The 15,694-nt window shown below is 63.6% G+C and carries 17 protein-coding genes; 8 read left to right on the forward strand and 9 right to left on the reverse strand.

What is annotated here, in order from left to right; all coding sequences use genetic code 11:
• Nucleotides 1–46 precede the first annotated feature (46 nt).
• Entirely contained in the window at nt 47–952 is a 906-nt protein-coding gene (locus L6637_RS05150) for a LysR family transcriptional regulator (protein WP_237869450.1), read from the forward strand.
• Nucleotides 953–982: 30 nt separating this feature from the next.
• Here the strand turns inward: L6637_RS05150 and L6637_RS05155 are convergent, their stop codons facing one another.
• Nucleotides 983–1,861 carry an AraC family transcriptional regulator gene (locus tag L6637_RS05155; RefSeq protein WP_237869452.1) on the reverse strand — a complete coding sequence of 293 codons (879 nt, stop codon included), beginning with the start codon at nt 1,859–1,861 and terminating at the stop codon, nt 983–985.
• Between the two features lie 166 nt (nt 1,862–2,027).
• On the opposite strand from L6637_RS05155, the gene L6637_RS05160 reads away from it, so the two are divergent.
• On the forward strand, nt 2,028–2,420 hold the full coding sequence (locus L6637_RS05160; protein WP_237870017.1) for a VOC family protein: 393 nt from the start codon (nt 2,028–2,030) through the stop codon (nt 2,418–2,420).
• 74 nt (nt 2,421–2,494) lie between these two features.
• Here L6637_RS05160 and L6637_RS05165 read toward each other — a convergent pair whose 3' ends face one another.
• From L6637_RS05165 to guaA, 3 genes are all read right to left on the reverse strand, one after another.
• Nucleotides 2,495–2,671, reverse strand: a complete 177-nt coding sequence (locus tag L6637_RS05165; protein WP_237869454.1) for a hypothetical protein — start codon at nt 2,669–2,671, stop codon at nt 2,495–2,497.
• 160 nt (nt 2,672–2,831) lie between these two features.
• Nucleotides 2,832–3,734 (reverse strand): HNH endonuclease, encoded by a 903-nt coding sequence (locus L6637_RS05170; protein ID WP_237869457.1) that lies wholly within the window; start codon nt 3,732–3,734, stop codon nt 2,832–2,834.
• Between the two features lie 53 nt (nt 3,735–3,787).
• Complete coding sequence (gene guaA, locus L6637_RS05175; protein ID WP_237869459.1) at nt 3,788–5,386, reverse strand: glutamine-hydrolyzing GMP synthase; 1,599 nt, start codon at nt 5,384–5,386, stop codon at nt 3,788–3,790.
• Between the two features lie 148 nt (nt 5,387–5,534).
• Here guaA and L6637_RS05180 point away from each other — a divergent pair, with 148 nt between their 5' ends.
• The 3 genes from L6637_RS05180 to L6637_RS05190 all read left to right on the forward strand — a co-directional run bounded on the left by L6637_RS05180 (nt 5,535) and on the right by L6637_RS05190 (nt 6,929).
• A complete protein-coding gene (locus L6637_RS05180; protein WP_237869460.1) occupies nt 5,535–5,906 on the forward strand; it encodes a nuclear transport factor 2 family protein in 372 nt (123 codons plus the stop codon).
• Nucleotides 5,907–6,124: 218 nt separating this feature from the next.
• Entirely contained in the window at nt 6,125–6,457 is a 333-nt protein-coding gene (locus L6637_RS05185) for a DHCW motif cupin fold protein (protein WP_237858484.1), read from the forward strand.
• A gap of 262 nt (nt 6,458–6,719) precedes the next feature.
• On the forward strand, nt 6,720–6,929 hold the full coding sequence (locus L6637_RS05190; protein ID WP_027532363.1) for a cold-shock protein: 210 nt from the start codon (nt 6,720–6,722) through the stop codon (nt 6,927–6,929).
• 97 nt (nt 6,930–7,026) lie between these two features.
• Here the strand turns inward: L6637_RS05190 and L6637_RS05195 are convergent, their stop codons facing one another.
• Together L6637_RS05195 and L6637_RS05200 are read right to left on the reverse strand one after the other, a co-directional pair.
• Nucleotides 7,027–8,328 (reverse strand): RsmB/NOP family class I SAM-dependent RNA methyltransferase, encoded by a 1,302-nt coding sequence (locus tag L6637_RS05195; protein WP_237869462.1) that lies wholly within the window; start codon nt 8,326–8,328, stop codon nt 7,027–7,029.
• A 35-nt stretch (nt 8,329–8,363) separates the two neighbouring features.
• Entirely contained in the window at nt 8,364–8,786 is a 423-nt protein-coding gene (locus L6637_RS05200; RefSeq protein WP_237869464.1) for an MAPEG family protein, read from the reverse strand.
• A gap of 156 nt (nt 8,787–8,942) precedes the next feature.
• Here L6637_RS05200 and L6637_RS05205 point away from each other — a divergent pair, with 156 nt between their 5' ends.
• Nucleotides 8,943–9,560, forward strand: coding sequence for an acriflavin resistance protein (locus tag L6637_RS05205; RefSeq protein WP_237869466.1), 618 nt, complete (start codon nt 8,943–8,945; stop codon nt 9,558–9,560).
• A 68-nt stretch (nt 9,561–9,628) separates the two neighbouring features.
• Nucleotides 9,629–10,471: a metallophosphoesterase family protein gene (locus tag L6637_RS05210; RefSeq protein WP_237869468.1), complete on the forward strand. Its 843-nt coding sequence runs from the start codon at nt 9,629–9,631 to the stop codon at nt 10,469–10,471.
• Nucleotides 10,472–10,479: 8 nt separating this feature from the next.
• Here L6637_RS05210 and L6637_RS05215 read toward each other — a convergent pair whose 3' ends face one another.
• From L6637_RS05215 to guaB, 3 genes are all read right to left on the reverse strand, one after another.
• Nucleotides 10,480–10,779, reverse strand: a complete 300-nt coding sequence (locus tag L6637_RS05215) for a hypothetical protein (protein ID WP_237869470.1) — start codon at nt 10,777–10,779, stop codon at nt 10,480–10,482.
• 193 nt (nt 10,780–10,972) lie between these two features.
• Nucleotides 10,973–12,007 (reverse strand): NADP-dependent oxidoreductase, encoded by a 1,035-nt coding sequence (locus L6637_RS05220; RefSeq protein WP_237869472.1) that lies wholly within the window; start codon nt 12,005–12,007, stop codon nt 10,973–10,975.
• Nucleotides 12,008–12,232: 225 nt separating this feature from the next.
• Nucleotides 12,233–13,726 carry an IMP dehydrogenase gene (gene guaB, locus L6637_RS05225; RefSeq protein ID WP_237858494.1) on the reverse strand — a complete coding sequence of 498 codons (1,494 nt, stop codon included), beginning with the start codon at nt 13,724–13,726 and terminating at the stop codon, nt 12,233–12,235.
• Between the two features lie 436 nt (nt 13,727–14,162).
• On the opposite strand from guaB, the gene L6637_RS05230 reads away from it, so the two are divergent.
• On the forward strand, nt 14,163–15,653 hold the full coding sequence (locus L6637_RS05230; RefSeq protein ID WP_237858495.1) for an MFS transporter: 1,491 nt from the start codon (nt 14,163–14,165) through the stop codon (nt 15,651–15,653).
• Nucleotides 15,654–15,694 lie beyond the last annotated feature (41 nt).

Below are 15,694 nucleotides of genomic sequence, written 5' to 3' on the forward strand. Positions count from 1 at the left end.
GTCGATTTGTTCACATATGTTGTTCGGAAATGAACAGGGAGCGCACATGACCTGGCAGTGGGACGACATCCGCTTCTTCCTCGCCGTATCGCGTGCCGGCAGCCTTTCGGCGGCGGCGCGCACGCTTGGCGTCGGTCATGTCACGGTGGGGCGGCGGATTGCGCTGCTGGAGAAGCAGCTCGGCGTGACGCTGCTGAACCGCAATCCTGACGGATTCGTCACGACGCCGGCCGGCGAAGCGATCCTGCGCCAATGCGCGGCGATGGAGAGCGCCGCTGCTGATCTCGAGCGCATCGTCGCCGGACATGACGCGCTGCTGAAGGGCTCGGTTCGCGTCGCCACGACCGAGGCCCTCGGCTACCAGCTGGTCGCGCCGGCGATCGCAACGCTGCGCAAGAGCCATCCGGAGCTGCGCGTCGACCTGATCACCGGCGTTCGCACACTCGACATCGCGCGGCGCGAAGCCGACCTCGCCGTCAGGTTCGCGCGGCCCTCGGCCTCGGACCTGATCTGCCGCAAGCTCGGCGACGTCGCCTTCTCGCTGTACGCCTCAAAACGCTATCTGGCGAGCAAGGGCGCGCCGAAGCAGGGCCAGGGGCTGGCGGGTTTCGACCTGATCACCTACAGCGGCACGCCGACCGCAATGGGCCCTTTCTTCATGGGGGAGTCGATCGAGGGCGCGCAGGTCGCGCTTCGCTCCGACAGCCCCTTCATCCAGCTTCGCGCCGCGGCGAACCATACCGGCATCGCCGAGGTCACCTGCTTTCTCGGCGATCGCGCGCCTGACGTCGTCCGCGTCTGGCCCGACCGGCCGCCGGCGCGGCGCGCGCTGTGGATGATCATGCATCAGGACATGAAGCGCGCCGCGCGCATCAAGGCCGTCTCGAACGCCATCACCGAGACGTACCGCCGCGAGAAGCGAACCCTGGAACAAGGCCTCGCGGCGGCATAGGCGGGCGACATGCAGGATGGGTAGAGCGCGCTATTTCAGCGGCAGAAACACGTCGGCTTCAGTCTCGTGCTCCGGCACCTCAGGGAAGAAGCTCAGCCGCTGGCAATAGAGCGGGAAGTCGCGCGCCTCCTCGCCGCTGGCCGGAAGCCAGTCGCGATAGAGATAGAGCGCGGCGGGCTCCAGATTGTCGGTGTAGCCGACGACCCGCAGCACCGCGCAGCGCCCGCCGGGGATTTCGCCGACCTTGATCTCCTCCCCATTCGCCTCGATCGGCTGCTCGGTCCCGACACAGAGGTCCGTGCTGTAAGCAGCCGGCGAGGACGGACGCCGTTCGGAGCGCCAGACATTGAAGGTCGGGCTTGTCCTGGGATGCAGTCCGGCGGACTTGCGCCAGGCGATGAACCGCCTGACGGTGTCGCCGAGCCTTGCCGGGTCGCCCCGATGCTCCATGATCGCCACCCGCGTGGGGGGCACATCGCGGATCGTCACGTCGTCGGTGGTAAAGATCTTCATGAGCTTGCTCCTCGCACTATCGAGAGGCCCGAAGGCCACAAGCCACGGCTCCCATTCGGGCGCGTTGCGGAAGGACGACGGCGACTGCCCGAACCGTTGCCGAAAGGCGCGGGCGAAGGCGTCAGGGGCATCGTAACCGGCCTCCATCGCGATGTCGGTGACGCTGTCAGCGTCACTGTAGGCCAGCAGGTAGGAAGCGCGCTTCATACGGGCCAGCTGGACATAGCGATGCACTGACAACCCGAAAGTCGCCGTGAACTGCCGATGGAAATGAAACCGCGAGAAGGCGGCAACGCCGCTCAGCGTTTCCAGGTCCAGATCGGCGTCGAGATGCCGGTCGATATAGTCCAGCACCCGCCGCATCCGGTCCCGATAGTTTTGCAGCGCCGCCGTCATCGTCCCTTCCTTTCGTGGCGGCATGAGTTAGGCCGGAATGGCCGCGATGCGCTCGACCGATCTTGCGGTTTGGCAAGATATCGCGAAATGGCGATCCGCTTCCTTATTTCAAAATACGTCATTATCTTTTGTCAAAACACCTCCTGGTCAACCGAGGTCCCTCGAAATGAACAGCTTGAACAATCTGGAGTGCGTCACCCTCTTCGTTGCCGACCTCGCGCGCACGCGGGCATTCTATGAGGCCGCGTTCGACGCCAGGCCGATCTATTCCGATGCCGTATGCAGCGTGATCGGGCTCGGTGGCGTCATGGTCAATCTGCTACAGGAGACGGAGGCGCCGCAGCTCGTGGAGCCGATGGTGCCGGCGGCTTCAAGCGCCGGGCCTCGCATGCTCATGACCATTCGCGTCGCCGATGTCGATGAAGCCTGCGCGAGGCTCCGGCAAAACGGTGTGGCGCTGGTGAACGGTCCCATCGATCGTCCCTGGGGTCGTCGCACCGCGGCCTTTGCCGATCCGTCAGGTCATATGTGGGAGATCGCGCAGGAGATACGTTCCTAGTAGACGCCCCATGCAGCGACAGCTGCGCCACGCTCGGATACTGGCCTTCTCAGGGTTACATCACTTCTGAGAGACTATGAGGCGAGCCCAGCCTTTGCTCGCGCAACGATCACTTCCCAATTCGTCTTCTCGCCGGTGGCCAGCTCGATCTTGAAATAGCTGTCGTGGTGGCCGATATATGCCGGAAGCGCCTTAGGCCCATGGGCACGCCACGCTTGGGCGAACCATTGCTCCAGAAGCTCTGAAGCCACTTCCCCCGGTTTAATCTCCTCGTATTTCTCATCATCGTAAATTTCGGAGGGAACGTCTTCTTGTCGTCCTCACCCATGCACCCCCTCCGCGACTATCGACATTGCCTGCTTGCCAGAGTTCGAAGGACGGGTGGAGCAAAGCGATACCCATCCAACCGACTCATTGCTTGAAGCAGTTCTCGCGATGCCATTTCAAGAAGTGCGGATGAGGCCGATCAGACGGTCTTCTCGGCTCAAGAGCACGACCGGTCCTATTGATGATCGACCGGACTCCTTCCTGGTCATTTGTCTGACGCGAGATAAGTATTTCTAGATCGTCGGCTAAGGTGATCAGACCACGGTCGAACATCCAATGAGCCGTACCTGAGAGGGCGATCCCATTGCTAACGATATCCGGCCCATTTGCCTCGACAGGCCGAATGTGCGCCGCCGCAACTTCTGCGCGCCCCATTCCGTTGATGAGCTTCAATCCGGTAATGGCGCAGCGTTCATCATAGGCGCGCAGCACGATCCGACGAAATACGCGATCGCGCAGAGCTCGCGATACGGAAAGGCTGACGCGATCTCTTTGCTGCTCGAATATGAACGGCGCCTGTTCCCCTTCATCGAGCTCGGCCAACCGAACATCGGCATCAACGCGGGGCAGCAGCGGTGCACCTTCCGCGAAACCAAGTTCGAATATTCTATTGAAATCTTCGGGTGAGATGGGACGGACTGCCGATTGAGCACGTCCGGAAATTCGTCCCTGCTCATTCAGGACACCGCGCTCTACTGGACCAGTCGGCCCGTTGAACGAAACCGGATTGGCAAAATCGAGATAGCTTCCAGGCTCGATCAGAGCGAGATACATCCCTGGAGTGCCCGGGTCAGGAATAATCTGCTGAACCCGAGAAATCGCAAAATAGCCGCGCGTCTCGGCCACTTTGCTCGGCTCGTAATAGATGATCCAATCGCCTATGCAGGCTTCAACGCGGCGGAGATACTGACTGGGAAACTGATATCGTTCAGCGGGACTGTCATCGTAGATCGAGTCCGATCGATGGATGAATACCCCAAATCCCATGATTCAAACGGCGTCGCCTCTCCGGAGAGCTAGGGATTGAACAATCATGCCCCCTACTCCCACTCAATCGTCCCCGGCGGCTTGCTGGTCACGTCGTACACCACCCTGTTCACGCCCTTCACCTCGTTGATGATGCGCGTGGCGGTCTCGCCCAGGAACTTCATGTCGAACTGGTAGAAGTCCGCGGTCATGCCGTCGGTGGAGGTGACGGCGCGCAGGCCGACCACATAATCATAGGTGCGACCGTCGCCCATGACGCCGACGGTCTTGACGGGGAGCAGCACGGCGAAGGCCTGCCAGATGTCGTCGTAGAGGCCGTGCTTGCGGATCTGGTCGATGTAGACGGCATCGGCCTTGCGCAGGATGTCGAGCTTGTCTCTCGTGATGTCGCCGGGGCAGCGGATGGCGAGACCCGGGCCCGGGAACGGGTGGCGGCCGACGAAGATTTCGGGAAGGCCGAGCTCGCGCCCGAGCTTGCGCACCTCGTCCTTGAACAGCTCGCGCAGGGGCTCGACGAGCTTCATGTTCATGCGCTCGGGGAGACCGCCGACATTGTGGTGCGACTTGATGGTGACTGAAGGTCCGCCGGTGAAGGAGACGCTCTCGATCACGTCAGGGTAGAGCGTGCCTTGCGCCAGGAAGTCGGCGCCGCCGATCTTCTTGGCCTCCTGCTCGAACACCTCGATGAAGAGGCGGCCGATGGTCTTGCGCTTGGTTTCCGGATCGGTGACGCCTTCGAGCTCGCCGAGGAATTGCTTGGACGCATCCACGTGCACGAGCGGGATGTTGTAGTGGTGGCGGAACAGGTCGACGACGGTCTTGGCCTCGTCGAGACGCAGCAAGCCATGATCGACGAACACGCAGGTGAGCTGATCGCCGATGGCCTCGTGGATCAGCACGGCGGCAACGGCGGAATCGACGCCGCCGGAAAGGCCGCAGATCACCTTGCCCTTGCCGACCTGCTGGCGGATCTTTGCGATCTCCTCCTCGCGGAAGGCACGCATGGTCCAGTCGCCGGTGAGGCCGGCGATCTTGCGCACGAAGTTGCGGATCAGTTTTGCGCCGTCTGGCGTGTGCACCACTTCGGGGTGGAACATCAGGCCGTAATATTTGCGCTTCTCGTCCTGGATGATCGCGAAGGGCGCGTTCGGCGAGGTGCCGGCGACGGAGAAGCCCGGCGGCATCCTGGTGATGCGGTCGCCATGGCTCATCCAGACCTGGTTCTTGCTGCCTGACGACCAGACATCCTCGAACAGCTTGCTGTCGGCCTTGACCTCGACGTCGGCGCGGCCGAATTCGCGGTGATGGCCGCCCTCGACCTCACCGCCGAGCTGGGCGGCCATGGTCATCTGGCCGTAGCAGATGCCCATTACGGGCACGCCGGAGGCGAAGATCAGCTGCGGCGCGCGGGGCGAGCCGGCCTCATGCACCGACTCAGGCCCGCCGGAGAGAATCACCGCTTTCGGCTTCATCTCCTTGAAGGCTTCTTCGGCCTTGTTGAACGGGACGATCTCGCAATAGACGCCGTCCTCGCGCACGCGACGCGCAATCAGCTGCGTCACCTGGCTGCCGAAGTCGACGATGAGAATCTTGTCGTGCGCCGAGGCCACCGAGGGCGTCGACGCGGAGCGGTCGTTCTGTGCTGCTGTCATGGCAAGCCAATACGCGATGAGCCCCCGGCCCGCAACCGCGCCTCTGCGCGCGCCCACATGCTTCTTTGGGCATGGACAAATGGATATAGGTAAGTATTATTGACCTAATTGCCTCGCCGCGAACCAGGGGCCGATCAGGGAGAACGCCATGTCGAAATTCCATCAGCCTTCAACGCTCGCCGCACTCGGCCGCACCTGGGTCGAGGCCTGGAATGCGCGCGATCTCGAGCGCGTGCTCACGCTCTATGACGATGCCACCGTGATGACCTCGGACCGCATCCCCGCGATGGGGTTCGATGCCAGCGGCACCGTGCGCGGCAAGGATGCTCTGCGTGCCTATTGGAGCAAGGCGCTGGGGTTGTTGCCGAAGCTGCACTTCTCGCTGATCGACGTGTTCGTCAGCCCCGACAGTTTGGTGGTGTTTTACCAGAACGAGCGCGGAAAAAGGATCTGCGAGTATCTGCGAGTGAATGATGCGGGGCTGATCGTGCAGGGATCGGCGAACCATCTGGTGGGGTGAGTGCCAACCACCGCTGTCATTCCCCGCGAAGGCGGGGAATCCAGTACGCCGCGGCTTTTCGATGAACCACGGACGTCTCGGAATACTGGATCGCCCGATCAAGTCGGGCGATGACAGCGAGAGCGAGGGACGCATGTGCCCCAAGCTTGCAACAACGGAGACTGGGGCGCGCGCGTGCGCTAACAACGGCCTCGCCGGCTCTGAAACAGGACCCACCCATGAAACTCCCCGCCTCGCCGTTCACCGTCACCGACTGGAGCAAGGTCGAAGCCACCAGGCATCCCGGCGAGACCGGGCACGCGCTGTGGCGCACGCTTGATATCGGCGAGCTCCGCGTGCGGATGGTCGAGTATTCGCCGGGCTATCTGGCCGATCATTGGTGCGATCGTGGGCACGTGCTCTACGTGCTCAAGGGCGAGCTCGACAGCGAGCTGCGCGACGGGCGCAAGTTCAAGCTGACGCCGGGGATGAGCTACCAGGTGTCGGATTTCGGGGATGCCGCGCATCGCTCCTCGACATCAGTGGGCGCGACGCTCTTCATCGTGGATTGACGGAACTGTCTTTCAGGGCCCGGTGTGCAGCGCAAAATAGCAAATGTCGCGCGACTCGCTGTCTGGGCGTGCCGCCTTGAAGTTGCCCCAAAAAATCGCTAGATTGTGATGATCGATCCTTGGCCGAACGACTGGGCCGCTCCGTCTCATTTCCAATGGGCGAGCACGTTTCAGGTATTTCTCCAAAATCGACCAATCGGGACGTGGGCGCAAAATGCGCATTTGTCCCCCTGAGTGCATCGTCAATTGAAAGGAAATGACTATGGCAATGGGCACCGTGAAGTGGTTCAACAACCAAAAGGGCTTTGGCTTCATCCAGCCGGATGACGGCGCAAAGGACGTCTTCGTTCACATCAGCGCCGTCGAGCGCGCTGGTCTGTCGACCCTCAACGAGGGCCAGAAGGTCTCCTTCGACATCGTCGCGGACCGCCGCAGCGGCAAGTCCTCGGCCGACAACCTCCGCGCCGGCTAGTGGCCGCGCAGACGCTCTGACCACGGACGTACCGGCAGAGTGTTGAGACAAGAAACCCCGCGACCGGGATCCGGTTCGCGGGGTTTTTGTTTGGGGATTAGCTCGCCTTCTTCAGGACCGACACGAAGAAGCCATCCGTCCCCGTGCGCCTTGTCGTCATCAGCCAGCCCTCAGGCGATTGCAGCGCGGCTTGTGCGAAGTCCTCGGCCTTGTCCCAGAGCACGCTCGCGGTCTGCTCCGGCGGCACCACCGCAAACTCCGGGTGCCGGGCGATGAAGGCCCTCACCTGCTCGCCGTTCTCCTCCGACAGTACCGAGCAGGTGATGTAGGCGATGCGGCCGCCCTGCTTCACCAGCGGAACCGCGCGCTCCAGCGCCTCGGCCTGGTCTTTCAGGCGGATCTCGAGCGCGCCCGGCCGCATGCGCCATTTGGCATCGGGGTTGCGGCGCCAGGTTCCGGTTCCCGTGCAGGGCGCATCGATGACGACGAGGTCGGCGGTCGCGCTGATATCGACAAGCGGATCGGCCTCGCCCTTGGGGGTGCGGACATCGGCATTGTGGACGCCGGCGCGCGACAGGCGTTCGTGAATCGGCGCAAGCTGGCGCTTGTCGCGGTCGGTGGCAATGAGGCGACCCTTGCCCTGCATCAGGGCGGCGAGCGCCAGCGTCTTGCCGCCGGCACCGGCGCAGAGATCGATCACCTGTTCGCCCGGCTTTGCCGCGGTGAACAGGGCCGCAAGCTGCGATCCTTCATCCTGCACTTCAATGCCGCCCTTGATGAAATCCTCTTCCGCCTGGATGCCGGGGTTGCGCGCATCGGCTGAAAGCTCGATGCGCAGGCCGTTTGGCGACCACGGCGTCGGTTTCGCATGAAGATGAGCAAGCGCCTTCAGCACCTTGTCGCGGTTGGATTTTAGCGTGTTGACGCGCAAGTCGAGCGGCGCCCGGCTCGCCATCGCCACCGCCTCGGCGGCGCGGTCTTCGCCGAACACTTTTGCAAGATGGGAATCGAGCCATTCCGGATAGTCGCCGGCGATCGCGGCGGGCGCGTTTTTCAGTGAGCGATGGCTGAGCGCGGCCTGCTCGGCGTCCGTCAGTGGTTCAGGTGCAAACCGGCTGCCGTCGAACATCGCGGCCATGGTCGCGGTGTCCATGTTGCGCTCGAGGCGGAGCATGCCGATCAGCCGCGCGCGGGCGGTATCGGAATCCATCAGGTAGGCGCTGGAGGAAAAGCGGCGCAGCACGTCCCAGACGAGACCGGCAATGGCGGCGCGGTCGCCGGAGCCGGCAAAGCGGTGCGCGGTGCCCCACTCCTTCAGCGCTTTCGCCGCCGGCACGCGGTCCTTCTCGATGGTGTTGATCACTTCGATGGCTGCGGACAGCCGGGCAGCGGGAGTCATTTGAATCTTTCAGATCAGGATCGGCGAGCAAACGCCTAGATCAGCAACAGAATTTTGAGTGCGAAGTAGATCCACATCGCCAGCAGCACGAGCACGCCGGCAAGCCAGACCGAAGAGCGCCGGCCGAGATCGTTCGAGGTGACGAACACGCCGGCATGGGCAAAGCGTGTCACCACGAACACCCAGGACATCAGCACGATGAAGAGATCGGCATGGCGGAGCGGCAGCGCCAGCGCGATGAGGGCGTAGAACAGCACCGGCAGCTCGAACTGGTTGCGGTAGCAATTGGCGATTTGCGTGGCGCCCTTCGGCCAGTTCGGCTCGCCCAGCGCGATGTCGCGGATCTTGGTCTCGCCCGAGACCAGCGCCTTCCGCCGCCCGAACACCATGCCGATCAGCAGCGCGAAGGTAAGCCCGATCTGCACGAAAACAGGCAGCAGGACCATTTGAACGGACATCGGAACTTTCCCGTGAGGCGGTATGCCGCGGACCGTCATTAGCCGCGACTTCTCACGCTGACAATCAAGGAGTTGAACCAGCGTTCCCGAGTCCGCGACCAACCAGCGATTGTTAAAGCGATTTTGCCCCATTGCGGGCCTTCGAGGCGAGCCGCCATGAGCACCCTGTCCAGCCTTTGGTCCGAATCCGCCGACGGCCAGCTCGGCATCTGGATGTCGGCGCTGTCAGGCGTCGCGGCGGCGCTCGCCGTCGCGCTGGCGATGACAGTCTATTTCCGCCTGGCCTACCGCACCTGGCGCGATGTCGTCAGGCACGGCCTGGCGGTGCTCGCGGCAGCCGCGCTGCTCGCGTTCGTTGCCTTCGACATGCGCCACGCCGCGCTTGCCTATCTCGGCCTCAACCCGTCCAAGCCGGCGGTGGAGTTCGAGATCCGGATGCCACGCGAAACCTTGACGGCTGCGTCCGCCGACGCTCAGATCGAGCTGCACACCGACCGCAACCAGACACTTGCGCTGGTCGACGGCGTCAGCGACCTCACTGACGGACGCGCGGTGCTGCGCGGCGCGGTCGCCCTCACCCATCGCACTACCGACCGCATGCTGGTGGTGAGCCTGCCGGGCAAGGGCACGTTCGAGTTCCGCCTGCGCCTGCCGGCCGAGCCGCATCGCACCGAGCAGTTCGGCCCCTGGCATCTCGCCGACCGCATCGCCTCGCCCGTGGCGGGCAGCGTCGCGCAGCAGGACGCCTACACGATCCGCTATCGCGTGCTTTAAACTTTGTTTCATCGCCGATCTTGCGCCGATGTCATCGTTCCGACGTTTGGCTAGATGATACTTCGCGCATGTCCGAATTTCGCATCACGCAGATTTCCGACACGCATCTCGGCCGGCGTTTTCCCGGCCTGATCGCAAACTTCCAGGCGGTCAGCGAGCACATCGATGCAAGCAGGCCCGATCTCGTCATCAACACCGGCGACGTGTCGTTCGACGGACCGACGAGCCGCGACGATGTCGCGTTCGCGAAGAGCCTGCACGCTGCCCTGCCCGTCGACTGTCGCTACATCCCTGGTAATCACGACATCGGTGACAATCCGACGGCGCTCGGGCCGGCGCCGAAGCCGCCGGTCACCGAGGCGCACCGCCAGCAATTTCGCGACATCATCGGCGAGGACCATTGGTCATTCGATGCTGCCGGCTGGCGCTTCATCGGCCTCAACTCGCTGGTGATGAATTCAGGGCTCGCGTTCGAGGCCGAGCAGTTCGACTGGCTCGCTTCGGAGATCGCCGAGGTGAACGGCAGGCCGGTCGCGCTGTTCATCCACAAGCCGCTGTTTCTCAACCTGCCCGACGATCCTGAACTCCCGGAGACCTCGATCCGCTACGTGCCGCAGCCGGCGCGCGCGCGGCTGATCGAGATGTTCGCGCGCGCCGATCTCCGCCTGGTCGCCAGCGGTCACGTGCATCAGCGCCGCGACTTCACGTCCCGCCACGCCAGGCACGTCTGGGCGCCCTCAGCCGGCTTCAAGATCAATGACACACGCCAGGATCGGATCGCGATCAAGGAGACGGGCCTCGTCGAGTACCGCTTCGCGTCAAACAGTTTTGAAGTCCGCCACGTCCGCGCCGCGGGCCAGGTCGATATCGACATCGAAGAGCTGTTCGCCCAGATGGGCGGCGAGCACTAGCTTAGCTCTCAGGCGACGCTCTTGAGATCGTGTTGGATTGCAGCCAGCAACGACTGCAGCGCCTCGCTGCTCACCGGCTGCGGCGCCGGACCATTGGCGGGGACCACGTTGACGCGATCGGTCGTCCTGACCGATGGCTTCGGAAAGCGCGGCGGAGGCGCCGGCATCGCGGGAGCAGCAGACTCGCCCTCCTCCTCGATGTTCACGAACTTGCCGTGGATGACGTCGTCATGGCGGCCCATGACATACATGGCCGCCCAATAGCCGGCAGCCAGCAGGATTACGCAGAAAATACCGATCTCTAACATCGCAGCACCTGAAATATGCGCGATGATTCAATGCCTTCGCCTTGGCGTCAATGAACCCTCGGTCACACGCTGCGCCTTTTACGGGCAGGTGTGGCCGATCGGTAACTATTTGTTAACCAGCGACGTCCGGTATGTGGCAAAGGCGCAACTCCAGGACGCCTCAGGCCTCCTGGAGACGCTAAAAGCAATGGCTTTACGCCTTGTCTGGCCCGACCCGGACCAGCTGCTTGCCGAAATTGGCGCCCTTCAGGAGCCCCATGAAGGCGCCGGGAGCGCTCTCCAGGCCGTCGGTGACGAACTCCTTGTACTTCACCTTGCCATCGCGGACCCATCCGGACATGTCGCGCAGGAAGTCGCCATGGCGCGAGGCGAAGTCGGAGACGATGAAGCCGCGGAAGGTCAGCCGCTTTGTCAGCGTCGCGCGCATCATCGATGCGGCCCATTTCGGCGGCTTTGCTTCGGTGTCGTTGTAATGCGCGATCAGGCCGCAGACCGGCACGCGCGCGAAGGGATTGAGCAGCGGGAAGACCGCCTCGAACACCGCGCCGCCGACATTCTCGAAATAGACGTCGATGCCCTTCGGGCAGGCGTCTTTCAGCTTCGCCGCCAGATCAGGATCGCGGTGATCGATGCAGGCATCGAAGCCGAGCTCCTTCACCACGTAGTCGCACTTGTCCTTGCCGCCGGCGATGCCGACCGCACGTGCGCCCTTGATCTTGGCGATCTGGCCGACCGCGGAGCCGACTGCGCCGGAGGCACCGGCGACGACGACGGTCTCGCCGGCTTGCGGCTTGCCGATGTCGAGCAGGCCCGTGTAGGCGGTCATCCCGGGCATGCCGAGCACGCCGATCGAGGTCGAGATCGGACCGAGCTTGGGATCGACCTTGATGAGACCCTTGCCGTTCGAGATCGCGTGCGTCTGCCAGCCAGTCCGTGCGCGCACGATGTCGCCCTTGGCAAAATCAGGATTGTTGGAGGCCGCGACTTCGCTCACCGCCTCGCCTTCCATCACGCCGCCGACCGGCACCGGCGCGGCATAGGACGGACCGTCGCTCATGCGCCCGCGCATATAGGGATCGAGCGAAAGCCAGATCGTGCGCAGCAGAACATCGCCAGCGCCCGGCGTCGGCACCGCGAATTCCTCCAGACGAAAATCGGATGATTTGGGCTCGCCGACGGGACGCGCGGCGAGAACGATGCGTTTGGCGCTATGTTGAACTTGGGACATGGCTTCCTCCTGATTGCTTGTTGCAGTCATTTAGGAGGTACGCGGGAATGAAGCAAATCCCAACACGCTCGGTGTCATCGCCTGCGAAAGCGGGCGATCCAGTACTCCGAGACAGTCGTGATTGAACCGAGGAGCCGCGGCGTACTGGATGCCCCGGTCAAGCCGGCGCATGACAGCCTCGTTGAGGTAAGCGTGTCGAACCCGCGCTCGGATGACGCGAAGCGACTAACCGCCGCCCGGATAATTTGGACTCTCGCGCGTGATGGTCACGTCGTGGACATGGCTTTCGCGCAGGCCCGCGCCGGTGATGCGGACGAACTGTGCCTTCGCGTGCAGCTCGTTCATGTCCTTGGCGCCGACATAGCCCATGGCTGCGCGGAGGCCACCGGCGAGCTGGTGCATGACGTTGCCGACCGGGCCCTTGTAGGGCACCTGGCCCTCGATGCCTTCAGGCACGAGCTTGAGGGAGTCCTTGATGTCCTGCTGGAAGTAGCGGTCGGCAGATCCACGCGCCATCGCACCGACCGAGCCCATGCCGCGATAAGCCTTGTAGGAACGGCCCTGCCACAGGAACACTTCGCCGGGCGTCTCGTCGGTGCCGGCGAGCAGCGAGCCGACCATCGCAATGTCAGCGCCGGCGGCGAGCGCCTTGGCGAGATCGCCGGAAAACTTGATGCCGCCATCGGCAATGACGGGGATGTCGGACTTTTTGGCGGCCTCGACCGCATCCATGATCGCGGTGAGCTGCGGCACGCCGACGCCGGCGACGATGCGCGTGGTGCAGATCGAGCCCGGGCCGATGCCGACCTTGATGCAATCAGCGCCCGCATCGATCAGCGCCTGCGCGCCGTCCGACGTCGCGACGTTGCCGGCGACGACCTGCACGGAGTTGGAGAGACGCTTGATGCGGTTCACCGCATGCAGCACGTGACGGGAATGGCCGTGCGCGGTGTCGACGACGACGAGGTCGACGCCGGCATCGATCAGGCGCTCGGTGCGCTCGAAGCCGGTGTCGCCGACGGTGGTGGCGGCGGCGACGCGGAGGCGCCCCTGCGCATCTTTGCAAGCGAGCGGATGGGCGACGGCCTTCTCGATGTCCTTGACGGTGATCAGGCCGACGCAGCGATATTGATCGTCGACGACCAGCAGCTTCTCGATGCGGTGATGGTGCAGCATCCGCTTGGCTTCGTCCTGGCTGACATTCTCGCGCACCGTGACGAGGTTCTCGCGCGTCATCAGCTCGGAGACTTTTTGCCGGCGGTCGGTGGCAAAACGCACGTCGCGGTTGGTGAGGATGCCGACCAGCTTGCCGGGCGTCGCCTTGCTTGCGCCGGTGACGACGGGAATGCCGGAGATGCCGTGATCGCTCATCAGCTTGAGCGCATCGTCGAGCGTGGCCTCGGGGCTGATGGTGAGCGGGTTAACCACCATGCCCGACTCGTAGCGCTTGACCTGCCGCACCTGAGCGGCCTGGCCTTCGGGATCGAAATTGCGATGGATGACGCCGAGGCCGCCGGCCTGCGCCATGGCGATGGCCATGCGGGCTTCGGTGACGGTGTCCATGGCGGAGGCCATGATCGGGATGTTGAGTGGAATGGCGCGGGTGACGCGGGAGCGGATGTCGACCTCGCCCGGCATGACGTCGGACAGGCCCGGCTTCAACAGCACGTCATCGAACGTAAAAGCTTCGCGGATGCCCTGAAGTTGCACCGTGGCCATATGCCAACTCCTTCCTGCGGCCGTGCCGCAAACGATTATGGATGAGCGCCGCCCTCGGCGTACCTTGCGGCATCGCCTTGAGAATCGGAGCCCATCGGTGGGGTTGACGCGGGTCGATAGCATGTCCGCGTGACGAATCAAAGCAAATCGGACCGCTGGCCAGCCATGCACAGGCTTTTTTGCGCAAATTCGGCGGGGATTGCCCATCCATACGGTCATTCCGGGGCGCGACGAAGTCGCGAGCCCGGAATCCATTCCGCAGCGGTCCCTGCGGCCCAATGGATTCCGGGCTCGCGCCAAGTGGCGCGCCCCGGAATGACAAAGGGGGTGGGTTCAGGATTTAGGTGCTATGCGTTCATCCGCAATAGTCCCGCCGGGATGGCGATGATAAGCCAAAATTCTCGCCCTTCCGCTCCATTTCCGTGACCAACCCGACATGCTCGACAAGCAACGCATCATTCCGCTGATCGTGGCCACGGCTCTCTTCATGGAGAACATGGATTCCACCGTCATCGCCACCTCGCTGCCGGCGATCGCGGCCGACATCGGCACCAGCCCGCTGACGCTGAAGCTCGCGATCACGTCCTACCTCTTGTCACTCGCCGTGTTCATCCCGGCGAGTGGCTGGACCGCCGACCGGTTTGGCGCGCGCATGGTGTTCGCGATCGCGGTCGGCGTGTTCATGATCGGCTCGGTCGGCTGTGCGCTGTCAGGTTCGGTTACCGGCTTCGTGGTCGCACGCATCCTGCAAGGCATGGGCGGGGCGATGATGACGCCGGTCGGGCGCCTCGTGCTGCTGCGTTCGGTCGACAAGAGCGCGCTGGTCAACGCCATGGCCTGGGTGACGGTCCCTGCCCTGATAGGCCCCGTGATCGGCCCGCCGCTCGGCGGCTTCATCACGACCTACGCGTCGTGGCACTGGATCTTCCTGATCAACATCCCGATCGGACTGCTCGGCATCTTCATGGCCTTGAAGTTCATTGAGCCGATCAAGAGCGAGACACAGGAGAAGTTCGATCTCTACGGCATGGTGCTCGCCGGTGTCGGGCTTGCCGGCATCGCGTTCGGTCTTTCGGTCGCCGGCCTCAATCTGTTGCCCTGGAGCACGGTGGCGGCCCTGGTTGCGGGCGGCGCGATCTCGATGACGCTCTACGTCATTCACGCCCGACGGACGGGTTCGCCGGTGCTGGATTTCTCGCTGCTGACCTTGCCGACATTGCGCGCGGCTATTATCGGCGGCTTCATGTTCCGGCTCGGCATCGGCGCCCTGCCCTTTCTGCTGCCGCTGTTGATGCAGATCGGCTTCGGCCTGTCGCCGTTCCATTCCGGCCTTGTCACCTTCTCCTCCTCGCTCGGCGCGATGGGCATGAAGACGCTGGCGGCGCGCCTCATCCGCGCCTTCGGCTTCCGCAATCTGATGACGGTGAATGCGATCGTCAGCGCGTTCTTCCTCGGCGTCTGCGCGCTGTTCACGGTGACGACCCCGCTGCTGATCATCATGGTCATCCTGGTGGTCGGCGGCTTCTTCCGCTCGCTCGAATTCACCGCGATCAATACGGTGGCCTATGCCGAGGTCGACAGCCCGCAGATGAGCCGCGCCACCACGCTGGTCAGCGTCAACCAGCAGCTCGCCGTCTCCGCCGGCGTCGCGGTCGGCGCCGCCTCGGTGGAGACGACGATGTGGCTGAACCATGTCAGCGAGCTCAATGCCACCGTGTTCATGCCGGCCTTTGTCGTGGTGGCGCTGACCTCGGCGGCCTCGAGCTGGTTCTTCTGGCAGATGCCGAGCGATGCAGGCCACGAGATCTCCGGCCGCAAGGCGATTGAGGTCGCAAGCCGCAAGGGCGCGGCGAAGAGCGCCGCGAGCGCTGCGGTGAAGGCGGCCACCGAAGATACGCAGGACATGCGCGATCAGCGGCTGGGGTAGCCCACGATACCAATCGCTCAGATTCGGAGCGCGGAAACCGT

The sequence above is a fragment of the Bradyrhizobium zhengyangense genome, from assembly GCF_022012435.1.
GTDB classification, from domain to species: domain Bacteria; phylum Pseudomonadota; class Alphaproteobacteria; order Rhizobiales; family Xanthobacteraceae; genus Bradyrhizobium; species Bradyrhizobium zhengyangense.